Origin of the sequence: Microbacterium sp. ISL-59, assembly GCF_018613945.1 — a bacterium.
In the GTDB taxonomy this organism is placed as follows: domain Bacteria; phylum Actinomycetota; class Actinomycetes; order Actinomycetales; family Microbacteriaceae; genus Microbacterium; species Microbacterium oxydans_B.
In genome coordinates this window covers 261,093-279,417 of record NZ_JAGGPG010000005.1, presented here as the reverse complement: position 1 = coordinate 279,417, position 18,325 = coordinate 261,093, and the positions used below count along the sequence as shown (strand labels likewise).

The window sequence follows — 18,325 nt, the reverse complement described above, 5'->3', positions numbered from 1 at the left end:
CACCGTGCGGGGGCTTTCTCGTTCGAGGTCGCCAGCTGCGCCGTTCATCATGGGCGTGGCTACGGGGATACTGTCCTCGAATCCTGTCTCGGTATGAGGACCTGCTTCACGATGAGGAGGATCGAGGCGGTCACCGGAATCGCGATCAGAGCGCCCAGGAGCCCGAGCAGGGTGCCGCCCACGAGCGCCCCGATGACCACGAGTGCCCCGGGCACGGCGATCGCCCGATTCATCACCTTCGGCGTCAGGACGTAGGCCTCGAGCTGCATGTAGATGAGGTACGCCACGGCGAAGATCAGCGCCGGAAGCCATCCGGAGAAGAGTGCGAGCGCGGTCGCGACAGCCCAGTAGAGCACGGATCCCACCAGCGGGATGAGGGTTATGACGAATGCGACGACCGCCATCAGCAGCGCGAAAGGAAGATTCAGGACGAGGTGCAGGACGAGCGCGACAACACTGTTGAAGAACGCCAACACGACCATTCCCATGAGGTAGCTGCCCACGGAATCCGTGATCTGACTTGTCATCGAGTCGACGCCGGACCGGTTGTACGCGGGGAAGAGACGGTTGAATCCCGCCTTGATCGCCGGCAGGGAGGCCAGAAAATACAAGCTCAGCACGAGCACGATGACCACGCCGGAGGCCGTCGAGACGATCGACACTCCGACCTGCAGCACCCCCTGGCCTATCGCCGCGATGTGGGAGGGCTGCGTGAGAAAAGCCGTGACGTCGTGCACGAGGGTGGTCGCTTCGCTCCCCAACGCATCGTGGAGCCAGCCGTAGAAGCTTGATGCTTCGAAACTCTTGATCAGCTTCGGTCCGTCGGCGATCACCTGAGCGACTTGGCGCACCGCGGTCGGCACGATCAAGAGCAGGGCGCCGACCACCGCCGCAGCGAAGACCGCGTACACGATCAGGATTCCCCACGCGCGCCGTACCCCGCGGGTCTCGAGCTTGCGCACCACGGGGTCGAGTCCGAGGGCGGCGAAAAGGGCGAATGCCACATAGATCAGCACCGTGGAGAGGTGCGTGAACGCCACACCGGTGCCGAAAGCGAGAAGTCCGCCCAACGTCAAGATGTACCCCGACGAGAAGGGACGGTTGAGCGAAGTCAGCGTCTCGCGAAGCCGGCGCGGATTCTCGTCGACGGCAGGATGATCAGTCATGGTGCATTCGCTCTCCGTCGCTCGGCTTCGTCGGTCGGTTTGTGACACCCCGTCCGCGCGCCTGCCTCCACCCTCGAGACATCGCTGCGACGTCACGGCTCAGGCCTGCTCCCAGCAGCATCCCGATCGCGATGGCAGTGAGGGAGCCGAAGGTCCGCATGATGGTGTCGGTGGCGCCGGAGGCGCCCGATGCCGCCTCGCTGAGACCGATGAACCCCATCGCGCCGGGTACCAGGAGCCAGTACGCACAGGTGAGCATGACCGCGGTCGAGGGGGATGCGGAGAGGCGGCCGGCGAGCATGACGGCGGGGATGACGATCAGGGCGCCGATGAGCCCCGACAATTCGGCTCCGACCAGCATGTCGCCCAGCAGCTGTCCCGAATAGGCGACGACGAGCGCATAGAGGATCCACACGAGTGATCGTCGCGGAGCTGCGGAGTACAGGTAGTAGCCGAGTGCGACCAGGACGATCCCCGCCCAGGGCGCCCATGCACCGAGCTGCGTCGGTGCGGTGGTGGGAGCCGGAGGCTCCCCGGCGATGGAGATGCCCGCGTACACACCGAAGGTGAGAAGGCCGAGCCGGGCGATACCGGAGACCAAGCGGCTCGCCCCCGCCATCATCTGCCCGGAGGTGAGCTCGACGGCGGCGATCGTGAGCGTGAGCCCGGGGAGGAACGAGACCAGCGACGGCGCCACGAGCCGGAGCACATCGTCGTGCACGAAGGGACGCACGAGCAGCGATATGAGGAGTGTCACGGAGAAGGCAGTGAGCACCGGCAGGATGAGGGACAGCGTGGCGACGCGATTGCCGATCAGAACGATCGACCCCACGACCACCCCGAGCAGCACATAGACCGGAAGAGCGGTCACGGTGGGATTGAGCACCAGGCCGAACCCGACCGTGAGCAGGGTGTACCCGAAGACGGTGAGCACCGGTCCGAACCGTGCGGATTCCGATCGGATCTCGCCGAGTCGGGCGACGACGTCTTGCGGTGGCGTCGTACTCCTCGAGGCCTCACGCACGAGTCGCTCGACGGCGTCGACCTGGTCGAGGCGCAGCGGAGCGCTACCCACGGCGAAGAGGGAAGTGGCGGATGACGAGTTGCGCGGATCCTCGACCATCACGATCGTCGGAAGGACGAACACGCGGAGATCTGCGCGGTCGTATTGCTGCGCGAGACGGTTGAGTGTCTCCTCCACGTCATTCGTCGCCTGCGACGAAGCCAGCAGCGAGGCGCCGAGCATACCGAGCATCGCGATCACGTCGGCACCGGGCTCGGCATCATTCCCGATCACAGCACGCGGGCGCAGGGCCTGGAGAGCGCCCCGCGCCCGCCCGATGATCCCTGGACTCTGATTCGCCTCGCGGTCGAGCGGTGTCATGATCGGGGCGAAACTTCGGCGGCGAGCAGATGCAGTCGGGATGCGATGCTGACGGCGTCGTCGCGCGTCGAACACCCGAGCTTGCGGTAAAGCGACCTCAACTGCGACTTGATCGTGTTCGGTGAGACGTGCAACGACGCGGCGAGGGCGGCGGTCGTGGCATGCAGCGGGAGAGCGTGGAGAACCCGGAGTTCACTCGCGGTGAGGGTGGGCGGACGTGGGCGGTCGGTGGCGGCCAGCCCCCCGGTCGCGGCCGCGAAGGAGGTTGCTTCCTCCGGGGAGAGGCGTTCCTGCACCCGGGTGATCAGCTGGAGGGGAATCTGCGAGACGAGTCGCCGCCGCCCTGGCCTCGAAGCGATTCGCGCGACCTGCGCAGCCGTCTCCGAGGCGACCGCATCGGTGAGCGCGCACTCCAACCACGCAGACAGGAGGATCGACTCTGCGCGTGCACCCGGCCCCAACGATCGGGCGGTGGACATCTGACGCAGTCCCGAAGCGGCGACATCCAGGCGCGACTCGAGAAGTGCGTGGCGGATGATCGCCATGCGCGTGAGCGGTCCCGAGCGAGCGGTCTCCTCGGCGATTCGTCTGGCCGCGGTCGTGTCTCCGGTAGACCAGAGTGCGTCGATCGACACGGAGTTGATGACGTCGGTCGCGAACGAGCCGTGCTGATCCGGATGCGCGTCGCGTGCGAGAGCAACGGCCTCGATCGCGTCGTCGGGATGCTGCAGCACGAGCAGTCGCCGTGATCGCGCGAGTAGCGCGAAGGGCCAGGTCAGCTCGATGCTGTCATAGGTCTCGAGCCGGCTGAGGAGCTCGTCCGCGTCCGGGGCCATGCTGTCGACGGCGAGGAGGGCGCGCGCACATCGCTCCGTCATCGTCGTCGCCGTCAGATGGGCACGGGTGGGCTCAGGCAACGCGGTGAGCTCGTTCAGCGAACTCTCGGCATCGTCGAGCGATCCGCGAACGGCGTGGGTGAGTGCGGTGCGCCCGAGCGCCATCCGTTCCGCATCGGTCTGCTGCGACAATCTCCCGAGGTCCCGGGCGGTGGCGAATTCCAGCAGCGCGGCCGCGGATTCTCCGGCTGCGAGCAGGGTCGACCCGATCTGCTGGTGATAGAACCAGAGCGGTCCGTCGGGGCGCTCGCGGGATTCGACACGGACCTGCAGGATGCGGTCCTGCAGGCGGCGAGCGTAGATCATCGCGGCCGCCACGTCTCCGCTCAAGCGGAAGGCCACCATCTGCACGAGTGTGAAGATGTCGAGCTCGTCCGCGCTCATGCTCCGCGCGTCGTCCGGATAGATGAGGGGTTTGAACGGGCGGTTGGTCCGCGCCAGCACGGGCGTCATGCGGTGCACGATGCGCAGCACCGGGTACCGCTCGAGGAGAGGCGTCGGAAGCGACTCGACGGCGGACACGAGCTCATCGGCGTGCACGCTGTACAACGGCCAGATGTTCATCATGGCCGCGTGAGCCACCGCTTCGCCGCTCTTCGAGAGCACGGCGCTCCGCAGCGCCTCGATCGCCCGCGTGCTGTCCGTCAGGTTCATCGTCTCAGCGCGCGCCGAGGCGCTGCGCGCGTTCTGTAGCATCGGAGACTCAGCTCGGACGGGACGAAGCCACCGCACCGTGTCCGGCGGCGAGACGACGGAGATCGGTGAGCGACAGGAAATGCAGATCACCGCGCTCCTCGAACTTCGTCGAGACGTTGCCCGCCAGGCCTCCTTCGATCGCGAGACCGCTGCCCAGATCGAGGACCAGCGGGGGACTGCCCTCGGCGAAGTCGACATCAGCGAGGTCGACCCACACGATGTTCGGGCGCGTCGTCGATTCGAACACATAGCGGAGGCGGGTGAGATCCGCGACGACCTGCCAGATGGTCTGCGATGCATCCGGTCTGCCTTCGTCCGGCAAGCGGAAGGGCTGGGCGGCGTTGCGGATCACGCTGAACATCGACGCGATGGCCTCGAGCTGGGTCTTCGGCTGCGGCAGACGACGGACGTAGTGGGCGGCACGGGCGAAACGGTCGGGGGCGAGCGTCGTCCCAGGCAGGGGGTTCTCGCCCCCGAACCCGTCGATCTGTGAAAGCAGCGCGAGCTGCTCGTCATACTTCGGCGAGTTCGTCATCACCCGAAACTCCGCCCCGTGGTGGACCTCGACGTCGCCGTCGATGTACTCGATGATCGCGGAATCGCCGGATGCGTCGTCCAGGGCCAGATGAATCGTGGGGACCTCACCCGTGACGGGGTCCGTGAGCTGGACCACCTGCACGCGGTTCGAGGTGATCCACCCCACGGCTTCTGCCACCGTGGCGAAATTGTCGAGGAAGTACTGCAGCCAGACGGCCTGACTCAGCGCTGGTCGTGACGGATCGAGCTCCCCGTAGGAGGACTCGGCGAGCCAGAGCACGTGCCCGGCGAGCCCCGTTTCGTTCACCCCGTCGACCGTGATCATGTCGAAGGCCGTGGCGACGATGCTGCCGTACCGGGCCTGCCAGGTGAGAGCACCGTCGACTCCGTCGTCGCGGCGCGAACCTCTCGGCAGCTTCCATAGATTGGTGCCCAGATCGCGGTGGTAGTCCATGTTTCGTCCGACGATCACCGCTCCGCCGGCGTCGGGCCAGACCACTCTTGTGCACATGTCGGTGTCTTTCTCTCGGGTTCGTCGGGGATCGGCAAGATTGCGCTTCTATGCCGGAGCGGGAATGAAGGTGTCATCCCCTCTTCCGCGGTCGGAACCAAGGGAACAGGGAACCGATGACCACGCCGGCAGCCAGAACCGCGAGAAACCAGCCCCAGGCGGGCATCGTGAACTCCAGGAACAGGAATCTCAGCGTCGCGGGAGCCACATTCGAGAACACGAAGGAGAGCGCGGCGATGGCGATGATGATGGCGATGATCGCCTTCGCGCCGTTCGCTTTCGCCTTCTGTTCCGTACCGCTGCCTGTCGTGTTTTCCTTCTCGGGCATACGTCTCCTCCTCCTGCTCCGCGCGCTCGCGGGCCGCTCCACGGAGGAGACTACTCACCTTTCGTGCCGCTCCACGAGAGGATGAGAGCCGGGTGAAGGGCAGGGGGCGGACCGGGTCATCACCCGAATGACGGGTCGGGGGAAATCTCTCGCCGGGAGGCATCCACGGCGCGGCCCGCGGCATAGTCTCGCCGCCATGGCCCCAGGGACGCACGCACCTCAGAGAATGATCATTCGCAACGCTCGCGTCTTCGACGGCGTGAACGCGAAGACACAGGACAACGTCGATGTCCTGATCGAAGGTCCCTTCGTCGTGGCCGTATCCTCGGCTCCCGTCGCCGGCGACGCCTCCGACGGCGTCATCGAGATCGACGCGAAAGGGCGCTTCCTGATGCCGGGCCTGAGCGATGCCCACGTGCACCTCATGGGTAACGCCAACAGCATGATGGAGTTCCTCCAGGGTCCGACAGGCGCGCTGTACGGGAACACGATCGCCGAGGCGAAGCGGATGCTGCTGCGCGGGTTCACGACGGTGCGGGATATGGGTGGTGACACCGCTCCGGTGAAGTCGCTCATCGATCGCGGTGTATTCGAGGGGCCGCGCATCTTCCCCAGCCAGGCGATGATCTCGCAGACATCGGGACACGCTGACTTCTCGTTCGTCTACGACGTTCCGGAGGAGTTCGGCGGTGCGCCGAGCAGGACCGAGGACATCCACTTCACCCGCGTCGCCGACGGAGTACCGCGCGTCTTGGCGGCTGTCCGGGAGCAGCTCAAGATGGGGGCGAGCCAGATCAAACTCACCCTCGGCGGTGGCGCTGCGTCGATGTACGACCCGCTGAACACTCTTCAGTACACGCCGGATGAGATCCGAGCCGCCGTGCAGGCAGCGACCGACTACGGCACCTACGTCGCCACCCACGTCTACACGCCCGCCGGAATCGCACGCGCTCTCGATGCCGGCGTCACATCGATCGAACACGGACACCTCGCCGACGAGGCGACGATCGCGCTGATCGCCGAGAAGGGCGCCTGGCTCTCGATGCAGCCCTTCGCCGAGGACGACCACCACTACCCCGACCCGGTGCGTGCCGCCAAGAACACCGAGATCTGCCACGGCACCGATGAGGTCTACGGCTGGGCGAAGCAATACGGCGTGAAGACCGCATGGGGGACCGATCTGCTGCTCGAGCCGCAGTCGGCGGCCCGCCAGAGCGTCATGGCCGCGCGCCTCGGTGACTTCTACAGCAATGTGGACGCCCTCACGATGCTCACCTCCGGCAACGCGTCGCTGTTCGAGCTCGCGGGGGAGCGCAACAGTTACCGAGGCGCGAAGCTCGGCGTCATCGCGGAAGGATCCTGGGCGGACCTGATCCTGGTCAACGGAGACCCGATCGAAGACCTCTCGCTCATCGCCGACCCTGACACGAACTTCGCGCTCATCGTCAAGGGCGGCCAGGTCATCAAGAACGAGGCCTGAGGCCATGTCGGCTCCGATCGGCAATCTCAGGGCGAATCGAAGGGGAAGAGCGATGACAGCTCCGACGGATCAGGGTGAGACCGATGAGGGTCTCGGCACACGCAGTGGGCACAGCGAGACGTTCGGCGAGGTGCTGATCACCGCGACCGGCATCGGTGTCGACGCCTCTTGGGGGCACATCTACGGACCTGTCGATCTCACGGTCCGAGCCGGCGGCGTCACGGTGCTCGTCGGCGCAGGAGGCCGCGGCCGTCAGGCGCTCCTGCTGACGTTGAGCGGGCGGATGAAGCCGACCACCGGACGACTCGAAGCCTTCGGACGCATCGACAAGCCGCATCATCTCTTCGGTCAGGCGGCGATCGCCAACGTCGACGAGGTCGACGGCATCCCGCAGACGATCCGCGTGCACGACATCGTGACCGAACAGGTGCGGTGGGCCGCCAAGTGGTACCAGTGGGTGCCGCAGTCGACCGACGAGGATCTCGAACGCATCTGCCGCCCGGTATTCGGTGACTATTCGCTGCCGACGATGGACGCGATGGTCGAGGAGCTGCCGGAGTTCACGGCAGCCCTCTTCCGCATCGCCGTGGCCAACATCCGAAAGCCCCCGCTACTGGTCGTCGGTGGCGTCGACACCCTCGCCAGCGTCGAGGGCTCCCGGCGTCTCCGTGAGCGCCTCATCGCTCTCGGAGCCGAGCAGACCGTCATCATGGCCGACGTCAACGGCGTCGAGAAGCAGGACGGCATCACCGATGTGATCGAGGTCCACAACCTCACCGACCACGAATTCGCGGTCCTGGAACGAGAGGTCACCGGCCGATGATCGCCGCATTCTCACCCGGTAGCGATTTCAAGCGCTACTACCGCGGGCGCATGCCGCGTCTCGCCGTCGCCGTCATCATCCTGATGCCGCTCCTCTACGGCGCCCTGTACCTCTGGGCGTTCTGGAATCCGTTCGGCAACGTGAACCACCTGCCCGTCGCCATCGTCAACCTCGACGAGGGGGCCGACGCGATGGGCGAGCCGCTCGATGCGGGTACCCAGGTCGTGAAGGGAATCGTCGATTCCGGACAGCTCGAGACGCACGTCGTGGATGAGGCCGAGGGCACCGCAGGTCTCGAGCACGGACGATATGCGTTCACGATCACGATCCCTGCGGACTTCAGCGAGGCGATCGCATCGGCGGCGACGGGGGACCCCCGCCAGGCCGACCTGATCTTCACCTACAACGACGCCAACAACTACCTGTCGACGGTGATCGGTCAGGATGCTGCCGCTGAGGTCATCAACGACGTCACCGCGCAGGTGGGGGAGCAGGTCTTCCTCGCCGTCGCGACCGGGATCAAGGGGGAGCTGCCCACGATCCGTCAGGCCGCAGCGGGTATCGAGACGCTCAACTCGGGGGTCGACGAACTCAGCGCAGGGGCCGATCAACTCGCCACGGGGCTGGTGACAGCCAAGTCGGGCGCGGGGACGCTCTCCGCCGCCCTCGACGAACTCGTGGCCAACGTGGACGGTGCCGTCGGGCAGGTCGAGCGAGCGGTCAACGCCAACGGTCTCACGACGGGCGAATTGCAGCAGTTCGCCTCGTCCATTCGCACCAGCACCGACAGCCTCGACGGCGCTCTGGCGGGTATCGCCGAGGCGAACGCGCGGGCGCGGGCAGATCTGCAGGCGGTGATCGACGACGTGCGCGCCTCCGGCGACGATGAGCTGGCTGAGCGGCTGGAGGGCGTGCAGCGATCGATCGAGCAGAGCGGTGTCGGGCAGGAGGTGTCGATCGCGTTCGACCGTCTCCGCAGCGACGTCGACACCCTCGCCGGCGAGTTCGACAACCCGAGCAGTCGCGTGAATGTGATCCTGCGGGCCGTGGAGTCCGGCGGCATCAACAACACCCTGAACCAGGTCACGGGGAAGGCCGACGAACTGCGATCGGGCGCGGACCAGCTCGCGAGCGGCCTGGTCCAGCTCAGCGACGGTGCGAACGAGATCTCCGCGAACATGCCTGCGCTCGTGGCCGGCACCGCGGAACTGGCCAGCGGCGTCGAATCGGGGATGAAGCTGATCCCCAACTGGAACAGCGATCAGCAGTCCAGCTTCATCAAGACGCTGGCCGATCCCGTCGTGATGAAGCAGGTCACGAACAACGAGGCGAAGACCTTCGCCTACGGATTCGCACCGTTCTTCTTCGGGCTCGCGCTGTTCGTCGGCGGCATCATCGCGTGGATGCTCTTCACACCGCTGCAGGCGCGTCCGCTGGCGCAGGGGCTCGGATCCTTCCGAACCGTGCTCGCCTCCTATGCACCGACGCTGGCGGTCGGCTTCCTGCAGGCGACGATCCTGTACCTGGTCGTGCGGTTCGGACTGGGAATGGAGTACGCCAACCCCTGGGGCACGTTCGGGTTCATGCTGCTCATGGTCGCGATGTTCATGGCCATGATCCAGATGTTCAACGCCGTCCTCGGGCCGGCTGTGGGCCGCGTGCTCACGCTCGCCTTCCTCATGGTGCAGCTCACCTCCGCCGGAGGTGTGTACCCGGTCGCGGTGACGACCCTGCCGTTCCAGTACATCCATTGGATCGATCCGATGACGGCCACCGTCACCGGGCTGAGGTTCATGATCCTGGGAGGCGCGGATTACCGGCTGTGGGTTGCGATCGGCACGATCGCCCTTCTCACAGTGGTGTTCCTCGCGATCTCGACGTTGGCCGCCCGGCGCAACAGGCAGTACAACATGGACCGCCTCTACCCACCGGTCGAGGTATAGGAGGAGAGTCACCCTCACCACATGTCCTGACACCTCATCCCACTTCACCCGTCCGATCTCTTCGTAGGAGCGAAAAGTGACCACCAACACGCACAAGGCCCGGCAGTCGACGAACATCGACTCGACCATCAGCATCAATCCCGTCTTCGTCCGACCGGGCGAGGCCACCGAGTTCGACAAGTTCACGCTGCCGAAGGGCCCCAGCCTGCCGGAGACGGCGTACCAGATCGTGCACGACGAGTCCATTCTCGACGGCAACTCGCGACTCAATCTCGCGACGTTCGTCGGCACCTGGATGGACGACGAGGCCAAGAAGCTGTACCTCGAAGCGGCCGACAAGAACATGATCGACAAGGACGAGTACCCGGCGACCGCGGCGATCGAGGATCGCTGCTGGCGAATCCTCGCCGACCTGTGGAACGTCCCGGACAAGAGCGACACGATCGGCACCTCGACGATCGGCTCGTCGGAGGCGTGCATGCTCGGTGGGCTCGCTCTCAAACGTCTGTGGCAGGAGAAGCGCACCGCTGAGGGCAAGTCGACGGACAAGCCGAACCTGATCATGTCGGCGGCTGTCCAGGTCGTGTGGGAGAAGTTCTGCAACTACTGGGACGTCGAGCCGCGCTACGTGCCGGTGAGCCCGGATCACATCATCCTCGACGGCTACAACCTCGAGGACTACGTCGACGAGAACACGATCGGCGTGGTGTCGATCCTCGGACAGACGTTCACCGGACTGTACGACGACACCATCGCGATCTCGAAGAAGCTCGATGAGATCCAGGCGAAGACCGGCCTCGACGTGAAGATCCACGTCGACGGGGCATCCGGCGCGATGGTCGCACCGTTCTGCCAGCCGGACCTGGTGTGGGACTTCCAGCTGGACCGGGTGAACTCCATCTCCACGTCGGGCCACAAGTACGGCCTCGTCTACCCCGGTGTCGGGTGGGTGGTCTGGCGCAACACCGCCGTGCTGCCCGAGAGCATGATCTTCCACGTGAGCTACCTCGGCGGGGACATGCCCACGCTCGCGCTGAACTTCTCTCGCCCCGGCGCGCAGGTGCTGCTGCAGTACTACCAGTTCCTCCGTCTCGGATTCGAGGGCTACCGCGAGGTGCAGCAGAACTCGATCGACGTCGCCACCTACCTCTCGAGTGAGATCGCGAAGATCGGCCCGTTCGACCTGATCAGCAAGGGCGACACGATCCCCGTTTTCGCCTGGGTGCTCAAGGACGGACACACCGACAAATGGACTCTGTACGACCTCGCCGATCGTCTGCGAATGAAGGGATGGCTCGTCCCCGCCTACCCGATGGCCGACGACATGTCGGATGTCGTCCTGCAGCGCATCGTCGTGAAGGTCGGACTCAGCCGTGACCTCGCATCAGCTCTGCTCGCGGACATCCGGGGCGAGGTGGCGTTCCTCGAGGCGCTGACGACCCCGCTTCCCGATACCGCGAGCAGCGGATCGCACTTCCACCACTGATCCGCCCGATCGGGGAGGGCGCCATCCCGCGCCCTCCCCGATCGCGCCTTCGAGTCATACCGAGATGAGAGGAGAGCGACGATGACCGTTGCCGCTACCAGCATCGATCCTCCCCGCAGGCTCTTCGTGCCCAGCGTCACGAAGCAGTGCTGGGGGTTCATGATCGGCTCGGCATTCTTCGCCGCCGGCTCCGCACCCGGCCTGAGCGAGGCAGTGGGCTCGAGCGGGTCCAATCTGCTCTTCTTCATCGGCGCCTGGTTCTTCACCGGCGCCGGACTGATCCAACTGTTCCTCAGCGGTGCCGTGGCCGTCAGGGTGGCCTACGCACCGGGACGGATGGTCCGGGCGGAGTGGCTCGCCGCTGCCACACAGTCGTTCGGGACGATCCTGTTCAACGTGAGCACGACCGGTGCCCTGCACGCGCGGAGCATCACTGCACAGGAGAAGCTCGTCTGGAATCCCGACGCCGGAGGGTCCGTCGCTTTCCTCCTCAGCGGCGTCCTCGCATTCGTGGCCTACGCCCATGCCCGAAGACTCTGGGACCTGGGGCGCCGTGCCTGGTGGTCGGTCTTCATCAACATGGTCGGATGCATCGCGTTCGGTGCCTCGGCCGTCGGCGCGTTCATCCTGCCCAGCGGAGATGCGTTCAACAACGGTCTCGCGAACTACGGCACCTTCGTCGGGGCGCTCTGCTTCCTGCTGGCCTCTCTCATCGTTCTTCCGTTCTGGGATCGGGGTCGCCAACGTCCAGCTCGGGCGGGGTCCGGCCAGGACGACGAGCCGGTTCTCCGATGACGCGCACGCAGTCGCCAGCGGCGTCGGTAGACGAGGTGGCGACGGGGCGGACGACATCGATCGACACGAGAGCGAGTGCGGGGGCGGTCGGCGCCCGCACCCGGGTCCGGCGCGCGCTCGACGACGAGTCGTTCGCCCTCACCTTCGGCGCGTTCGCCTTCGCCGGAAGCGCCATCGTCGCGATCTTCGTGTTCTGGGGCCGCGAGCTCCCGATCGATGGCCGTCACTCTCTCGGCGAGTTCGCGGCGATCGCCGGCGCCGTGGCCGCCGCTGCCGGTTTCGCGACATCCCGTCTGCGTCCGCATCGCGACAGGCCGACCGACATGCGCGCCGCCGACGGCACCAGGTACTGGTGGTTCGACCTCGTCGCGTTGTCGGCCGCCTACGCTGCCATCGCTCTTCTCGGGTGGATCGGCGTGGCGACCATCCTCGATCACAGCTTCGTCGGGGCGACGGTCTTCGCGTCGCCTGCGGTCGTGCTCGCGGCGGCATCCACGGCGCTCAGCGCCTATCTCGCCTTCGTGAGCGGGGCGAATCTCACGCCCCGCCATCTGTCCCTCGTCCTCGCGGTGTTCCTCGTGGTCGGCATGGTGACGGCAATGCTGAGTGCGACGGATCCGCAGTGGTGGCAGATGAACCTGTCGGCGCTCGGCATCACCCACGACATCTCGGCGCTGACGTTCAACGTCACCCTGATCGTGTCGGGCGTCATCGTCACGACGATCGCACGGTTCGGGACCGCGACTCTGCCCTCGGCGACGGATGCGGATCGACGGCGGCGAGGTACCGTCCGTGGGCTCTTCGTGCTGCTCGGCGCGCTGCTCGCCTGTGTCGGGCTCTTTCCCGTCGACCGTTTCTTCCTCGTGCACAACACGGTCGCCACCGGCATGTGCGTCGCGTTCGCGGTGCTCGTGGTCGGGCTCCCCTGGCTCATCCCGACCATGCCGAAGGTCTTCGTCGCGCTGGGCTTCGTCTACGTGGGGGTGATCGTGATCCTCGCGGTGCTCTTCTCCGCCGGCATCTACAACCTGACGGCCGTCGAGCTCGTCTCGGCTCTGCTCATCTTCAGCTGGATCATCCTGTTCCTGCGTAATGCGCACCCGGCGGTGCGCGCATGATCGCCGTCCTCGCCGATCTGCTGACACTCGGCGTGGCCGTCGCGATCAGCCCGCTTTCCATCGTCGCCGTCATCCTGATGGCGACGTCGGGCAAGGGCCGCACGAACGGCACGGCCTTCATCCTGGGGTGTTATGCGTGGGGCATCCTCTTCGTCGGCGTCCTCGTGCTGATCGGTCGAGCGGCGGGGGCAGAGGACCCGGACTCCGGGCCGCACATCACGATCGACATCATCGAGATCATCCTCGGTGCGGGTCTGCTCGTGCTCGCGCTGCTGCAGTGGCGCGGCCGTTCATCGCACGAGACTCCCAAATGGATGGCCAGTCTCGACGGGCTGACCGCGTGGAAGGCGTTCTTCGTCGGCGTCCTGATATCGGGACCGCTGTCGCCCAAGGATCTGCCGCTGCTCGCCGCCGCGGGTGGCCGCATCTCGCAGGCCGTCCTGCCGGTCGAACAGGTGGTGGCCGTCGTGCTGATCTTCGGCATCTTCGGCATCTCGGCGGTGGCGATTCCGTGGATCATCAGCGTCGTCTCGCCGAGCAAGGTCGAGGTGCGCCTCTCCGGCATGCGCAACTGGCTCGTCACCAATCACGCCGTCATCATGGCGGTGCTCTTCGTCATCCTCGGTTTCAAGCTCATCGGCGCCGGCGTCGCCGACCTGGCGGCGTGAACCGTGGATTCCCCTCGTGAGGATTCTGGATGCCGGTAGAGGTCCTCGTCTTCGTCATCGGCGCGGTGTTCGTGATCGTGTTCGCGAGCTCGCTGTCACAGCGGACGGGCATCGCGGGGCCGCTGATCCTCGTCGCCGTCGGTGTGGGCGTCAGTCTGATTCCCGGGGTGGCGGCAGTGTCCGTGCCTCCGGAGCTGATCCTGGTCGGTGTGCTGCCTCCACTGCTGTTCTCGGCCGCCGTCTCCGCCCCGGCGATCGAGTTCCGGCGTGATATCGCCGCCATCGGCGGACTGTCCGTGCTCCTCGTGATCGTGAGCGCCGTGGTGCTCGGGCTGTTCTTCTTCTGGGCGATACCCGGTCTCGGCTTCCCCCTGGCGGTGGCGCTCGGTGCGATCCTGAGCCCGACGGATGCCGTCGCGACCTCGATCGTGCGCCGGCTCGGAGTGTCGCGACGCGTGGTGACCGTGCTCGAGGGGGAATCCCTGCTCAACGACGCGACCGCACTCGTGCTTCTGCGCACGGCGATCGTCGCCGCGGCGTCCGGGTTCTCGTTCCTCACCACTCTCGGATCGTTCGCCTGGGCGGTGCTCTCCGCCATCGTCGTCGGCGCGGTCGCCGGGTGGCTGGCGCTGCGCCTGCGGGCATGGACCACGAGCGCGACGGCGAACACCGCTCTGGGCCTGACGATCCCGTACATCGCCTATCTGCCGACGGAAGCACTCGGAGGTTCCGGCCTCGTCGCGGCGGTCGTGGCGGGCGTGGTCTGCGGGCAGGGGGCCGTGCGATGGCTCACACCCGAACAGCGCATCTCCGACAAGATCACGTGGCGTACGATCGCGTTCCTCCTCGAGGGTGCCGTCTTCCTTCTCATGGGACTCGAGTTGTGGGGGATCGTCGAGAGCAACCTCGAAGCAGAAGAAGGGCTGCTCGCCGGCATCACCATCGCTGCGGTGGCGCTCGTGATCCTGATCGCGGTCCGTGCCGCGTACGTCTTCCCCATGATGCATGTGCACGCCGCGAGGGTGGCGAGATCAATGCGCCGTCGCCTCTCCATAAACGGGGGTGGTGGCTCCAGAAAGCGCAGTGCGGGACGGATGCGCGCCGACATCGAGTACTTCGACGCGTCGCCGCTGACCTGGAAGCACAATGCGATGATCGTGTGGGCCGGCATGCGTGGTGCGGTCACCCTCGCGGCGGCGCAGACGCTGCCCCCAGACGTGCCGTCGCGCGACCTGCTGGTCTTCATCGCGTTTCTCGTCGCGGCGGGCAGTCTGCTGCTGCAGGGGATGACCCTTCCTGTGCTGGCACGCCTCCTCGGACTCCGGGCGGCAGGGGCGAGCGGCCCGCCGCGTGACGAGATCCGCAGCATCGACGAACAGTTGCGTGACGCCGCGCAGGCCGCGATCGACGGTGGCACTCTGCAGCGTCGCGGGCGCACGCCGTTCTCCGCTGCGATCTCTTCGCTCCCGACGGCGGGATTCGTCGCGCCGCTCGATCCCCGTGGCGGTGCAGACGCCCCGGAGGTGCTCGAGTTCCAGCTCGCCCTGATCGCCGTCATGCGGGAGCGCCTGCATGAACTCGGCCGGTCCGGACGCCACAGCACGACCGCCCTCCGATATGTGCTCGATGAGCTCGATGCCTTCGAGATCAGTGTGAAGCTCCACCTCGAAAGCGAGAGATGACCATGGAACTCGACTCGGCACCGCTGATCGGCATCGCTCTGGCGGTCGGATCTGCCGCTGCGCTCGCAGTCGGCAACCTGCTGCAGGCGCGGGGCGTGCGTGCCATGGAGGCCGCATCGGAGCGCGGCGTCGACGGTTCGAAGGCCATGAACCTCCTCCACAACCACTTCTGGCTGCTCGGCACGCTCCTGCTCGGAGTCACCGTGCTCCTGCAGATGGGCAGCCTCACGTTCGCGCCGTTGATGGTCGTGCAGCCGGTGGGCGTCGTCGCGTTGGTGTTCACCGCCCTGTTGACCGCCGTGTTCACCAAGAGAGCGCCCTCCCGTCAGGTCGTGCGAGCCATTGCCATCTGTGTGCTCGGGGTGGCCGGGTTCGTGACGGTCGCGGCCATGGTGAGCACGCAGCACGCGATCACCGATGTGCAGCTCATCGCGGTGCTGGTCGTGCTGGCCGTGCTGCTGATCACCACGGCGGTGGTCGGCATCGTAGGGCGGCGCCGGCGCACGCCTCCGGTCGTCTGGGTGCTTCTCGGCGGCATCTACTCGGCCTTCGTGGCGACCCTGGGCAAGACCGTCATCCTCCGTGTGCAGTCCGCCTTTCAGTCGGGCGGTCTGAAGTGGGATGTCGCCAACCTTCTGACCATCGCCTGCATCCTGGGCATCGGAGTCGCCGGGGGACTCTCGATCTACTTCGTGCAGAAGGCCCACGCTTTCAACCGCCCGGAGGTCGTCGTCGCAGGGCTCACCGTCGTGGATCCCGCGGTCGCCGTCGTGCTGGGGATCGCGATCCTGGGCGAGGCGAGCGGCGCGCCGATGTGGGCGTTCCTGGCGTTGGCGGCGGCGGGAGTGGTGGCGATGAGCGGCGTATTCGCTCTGTCGCGGGCGGAGGCTCGCACGGAATGAGCGGTGCGGGTCGGGTACTCAGCGACACGGATGCCGGACAGCCCGGGTGGTCACCCGGGTGTCACCGGGGTGAACACCCGGGTGATGTCCGACGGTGATCTGTGCCCCGAGCCCGCCAATATATTAGGAAGGAGTCAGCGAGGACCGAGGGGGTTGGTTTCTCGTCTTACAGGACCGGCGCTTCCCCAGAGCGTCGGCAGAGCAGGGGGAACCGATGCTTCGAGCGACCGCTTTTAACGACAAGTGCACGACTCTCCTTCGTCGGGAGCTGCTCCGTCCCGTCGTGGTGCGAACACCTCGAACCTCTCCGGAAAGAGCCTGGGTGGGGCCAGCATGAACCTCACCGACACGGACCGCGCCCGCGACGAACTCGCGAAGGCGGTGCGTGCCGGACATCCAGAAACCATCGCCCGCACCGTCGTCTCCAACGTCTGGCCTCTCTACACGACGCATCCCGACGCATTGACGGCAGCGGTCGTCGAGCTGCCGAGCAGCCTGCTCGACCGGCATCCCATTCTTCGAGTGATCCATCCGATGACGGCCGTGCTCGCCCGCAGGGCTCGGACTTATCAGCCGGTCCCGCACGCCCAGGATGCGCGCCTGATGAGCGCCGATGAGCTCGACTTCCTCACTCTTGCCCAAATGCTCTCGTTCCGTGTCAACGGCGACGTCACGGCCGCCATGGTCTACGCGCGGCGGCTCGAGGATCGTCTCCTCGAGACGGCAGCCGAGGGGCGGGAACGGATCGACGGGCCCCTGTGGTTCCTCCATCATCAGATCGGGACCACGATGCTCGCCGCCGGCGACTCGGGACGGGCGCTGTTGGAATTCGCGACGGCTCGTCAGCTGGGCAAGTTCTCCGGGCAGCAATACGCCGAACGTATGGCTCTCGCCCGGACCGCACTCGCTCACGCGATCCGCGGCACCCTGAGCGAGGCGGAACGCGCGCTCGCCGAGGCGGAGGAGATGCCGGAGGTGACCGCCCTCCATGCGAGCGCGACGATGTCGTCCGAGCTCATCGCCACGGCGCTCATCGCCGTGGACCGCCGGTCGGGTGTCGTCGACGAGTTGCTGTCGGGAGCGTGCCCGGTCGACAGCATCGAACTCAACTGGCCGTTCGCTTTGCTGGCCCGCTGCCGCGCCTACCTCTCGCGGCATCGGCCGGAGGATGCGCTCGAGGCGATCCGACTGGCTTCGGACGGGCATCCGACCCAGCGGGGCTCGTTCGCCGCCGACGTCGTCGCCTCCTCGACCATCGAGGCGCTCATCGCCACGGGTGACTCCGCGTATGCCTGGACGGTCGTCAAGGAAAACCCCAAGGTCGGCGTGCTCACCCTGCTGGCGACCGCCCATCTCGCGCTCCACGACGGGCGGCTGGACACGGCGGCACACGAGCTTCGCGCGCTGGCATCGGACCAGACGCTCGGACCTGCGCAGCGCGCCGAAGCCGTGCTGCTCTCGGGATGGCTCGAGCTCGCGCGAACGGGCGAGATCGATGCGGAGACCGCACGCCAGATCTCGAGGATCTCCCAGCGCGCCGACCGCCGTCGCCTGCTGGAGGTCATGCCGCGACAGCTCGTGGATCGCGTCAAGGAAGTGCTGGATGCGGAAGCCGCCGAGCAGTGGGTCGTGGTGACGGAAGGCATCGTGTTCCGTGACCTCCAAGCGCGACCGTCCCTGACCTCGGGCGAACTCCGCATCCTCAACGCGCTGCCGGCGCAGCGTTCGACGGCGAACATGGCATCGAGCTTCCACGTGTCGCCGAACACCGTGAAGTCGCAGTTGCGCTCGATCTATCGCAAGCTGGGGTGTTCGACTCGAGAAGAGGCGATCCGCATCGCGACGCGCATGCGTCTGCTCGCTGCCTCCATGAGCGACTGATCGCCTTCGCCGCATCGACCACGGACAGT

General features: G+C 66.5%; 15 protein-coding genes. 10 read left to right on the top strand and 5 right to left on the bottom strand.

Annotated elements, in window-relative coordinates; translation table 11 throughout:
• Positions 1–59 precede the first annotated feature (59 nt).
• The 5 genes from J7E45_RS17640 to J7E45_RS17620 all read right to left on the bottom strand — a co-directional run bounded on the left by J7E45_RS17640 (position 60) and on the right by J7E45_RS17620 (position 5,518).
• On the bottom strand, positions 60–1,166 hold the full coding sequence (locus J7E45_RS17640) for an AI-2E family transporter (RefSeq protein ID WP_215071067.1): 1,107 nt from the start codon (positions 1,164–1,166) through the stop codon (positions 60–62).
• Positions 1,159–2,550, bottom strand: a complete 1,392-nt coding sequence (locus J7E45_RS17635; protein WP_215071065.1) for a threonine/serine exporter family protein — start codon at positions 2,548–2,550, stop codon at positions 1,159–1,161. Before J7E45_RS17635 ends, J7E45_RS17640 begins: the two co-directional genes overlap by 8 nt.
• Positions 2,547–4,142 (bottom strand): LuxR C-terminal-related transcriptional regulator, encoded by a 1,596-nt coding sequence (locus J7E45_RS17630; RefSeq protein WP_215071063.1) that lies wholly within the window; start codon positions 4,140–4,142, stop codon positions 2,547–2,549. The genes J7E45_RS17635 and J7E45_RS17630 overlap by 4 nt, the downstream gene beginning before the upstream one ends.
• Before the next feature lie 7 nt (positions 4,143–4,149).
• A complete protein-coding gene (locus J7E45_RS17625; protein WP_215071061.1) occupies positions 4,150–5,190 on the bottom strand; it encodes a linear amide C-N hydrolase in 1,041 nt (346 codons plus the stop codon).
• Positions 5,191–5,263: 73 nt separating this feature from the next.
• Complete coding sequence (locus J7E45_RS17620; RefSeq protein ID WP_215071059.1) at positions 5,264–5,518, bottom strand: LapA family protein; 255 nt, start codon at positions 5,516–5,518, stop codon at positions 5,264–5,266.
• Positions 5,519–5,744: 226 nt separating this feature from the next.
• Between J7E45_RS17620 and J7E45_RS17615 the strand changes: the two genes are divergently transcribed.
• The 10 genes from J7E45_RS17615 (at position 5,745) to J7E45_RS17570 (ending at position 18,296) form a co-directional block, all read left to right on the top strand.
• Positions 5,745–6,998 carry an amidohydrolase family protein gene (locus J7E45_RS17615; RefSeq protein WP_215071057.1) on the top strand — a complete coding sequence of 418 codons (1,254 nt, stop codon included), beginning with the start codon at positions 5,745–5,747 and terminating at the stop codon, positions 6,996–6,998.
• Between the two features lie 52 nt (positions 6,999–7,050).
• Positions 7,051–7,821 carry a hypothetical protein gene (locus J7E45_RS17610; RefSeq protein ID WP_205829366.1) on the top strand — a complete coding sequence of 257 codons (771 nt, stop codon included), beginning with the start codon at positions 7,051–7,053 and terminating at the stop codon, positions 7,819–7,821.
• Entirely contained in the window at positions 7,818–9,764 is a 1,947-nt protein-coding gene (locus tag J7E45_RS17605; protein WP_091031215.1) for a YhgE/Pip domain-containing protein, read from the top strand. The genes J7E45_RS17610 and J7E45_RS17605 overlap by 4 nt, the downstream gene beginning before the upstream one ends.
• Before the next feature lie 76 nt (positions 9,765–9,840).
• On the top strand, positions 9,841–11,250 hold the full coding sequence (locus J7E45_RS17600; protein ID WP_167635250.1) for a glutamate decarboxylase: 1,410 nt from the start codon (positions 9,841–9,843) through the stop codon (positions 11,248–11,250).
• Between the two features lie 81 nt (positions 11,251–11,331).
• Positions 11,332–12,045, top strand: a complete 714-nt coding sequence (locus tag J7E45_RS17595; protein WP_215071055.1) for a hypothetical protein — start codon at positions 11,332–11,334, stop codon at positions 12,043–12,045.
• Positions 12,042–13,163, top strand: a complete 1,122-nt coding sequence (locus tag J7E45_RS17590) for a hypothetical protein (RefSeq protein WP_215071053.1) — start codon at positions 12,042–12,044, stop codon at positions 13,161–13,163. Before J7E45_RS17595 ends, J7E45_RS17590 begins: the two co-directional genes overlap by 4 nt.
• Positions 13,160–13,831, top strand: a complete 672-nt coding sequence (locus J7E45_RS17585; RefSeq protein WP_215071051.1) for a GAP family protein — start codon at positions 13,160–13,162, stop codon at positions 13,829–13,831. The genes J7E45_RS17590 and J7E45_RS17585 overlap by 4 nt, the downstream gene beginning before the upstream one ends.
• Before the next feature lie 29 nt (positions 13,832–13,860).
• On the top strand, positions 13,861–15,513 hold the full coding sequence (locus tag J7E45_RS17580; protein ID WP_215071049.1) for a sodium:proton antiporter: 1,653 nt from the start codon (positions 13,861–13,863) through the stop codon (positions 15,511–15,513).
• Positions 15,510–16,415 (top strand): multidrug DMT transporter permease, encoded by a 906-nt coding sequence (locus tag J7E45_RS17575; RefSeq protein WP_215071047.1) that lies wholly within the window; start codon positions 15,510–15,512, stop codon positions 16,413–16,415. Before J7E45_RS17580 ends, J7E45_RS17575 begins: the two co-directional genes overlap by 4 nt.
• 333 nt (positions 16,416–16,748) lie before the next feature.
• Positions 16,749–18,296 (top strand): LuxR family transcriptional regulator, encoded by a 1,548-nt coding sequence (locus tag J7E45_RS17570; protein WP_215071045.1) that lies wholly within the window; start codon positions 16,749–16,751, stop codon positions 18,294–18,296.
• The last annotated feature ends 29 nt before the right edge of the window (positions 18,297–18,325 follow it).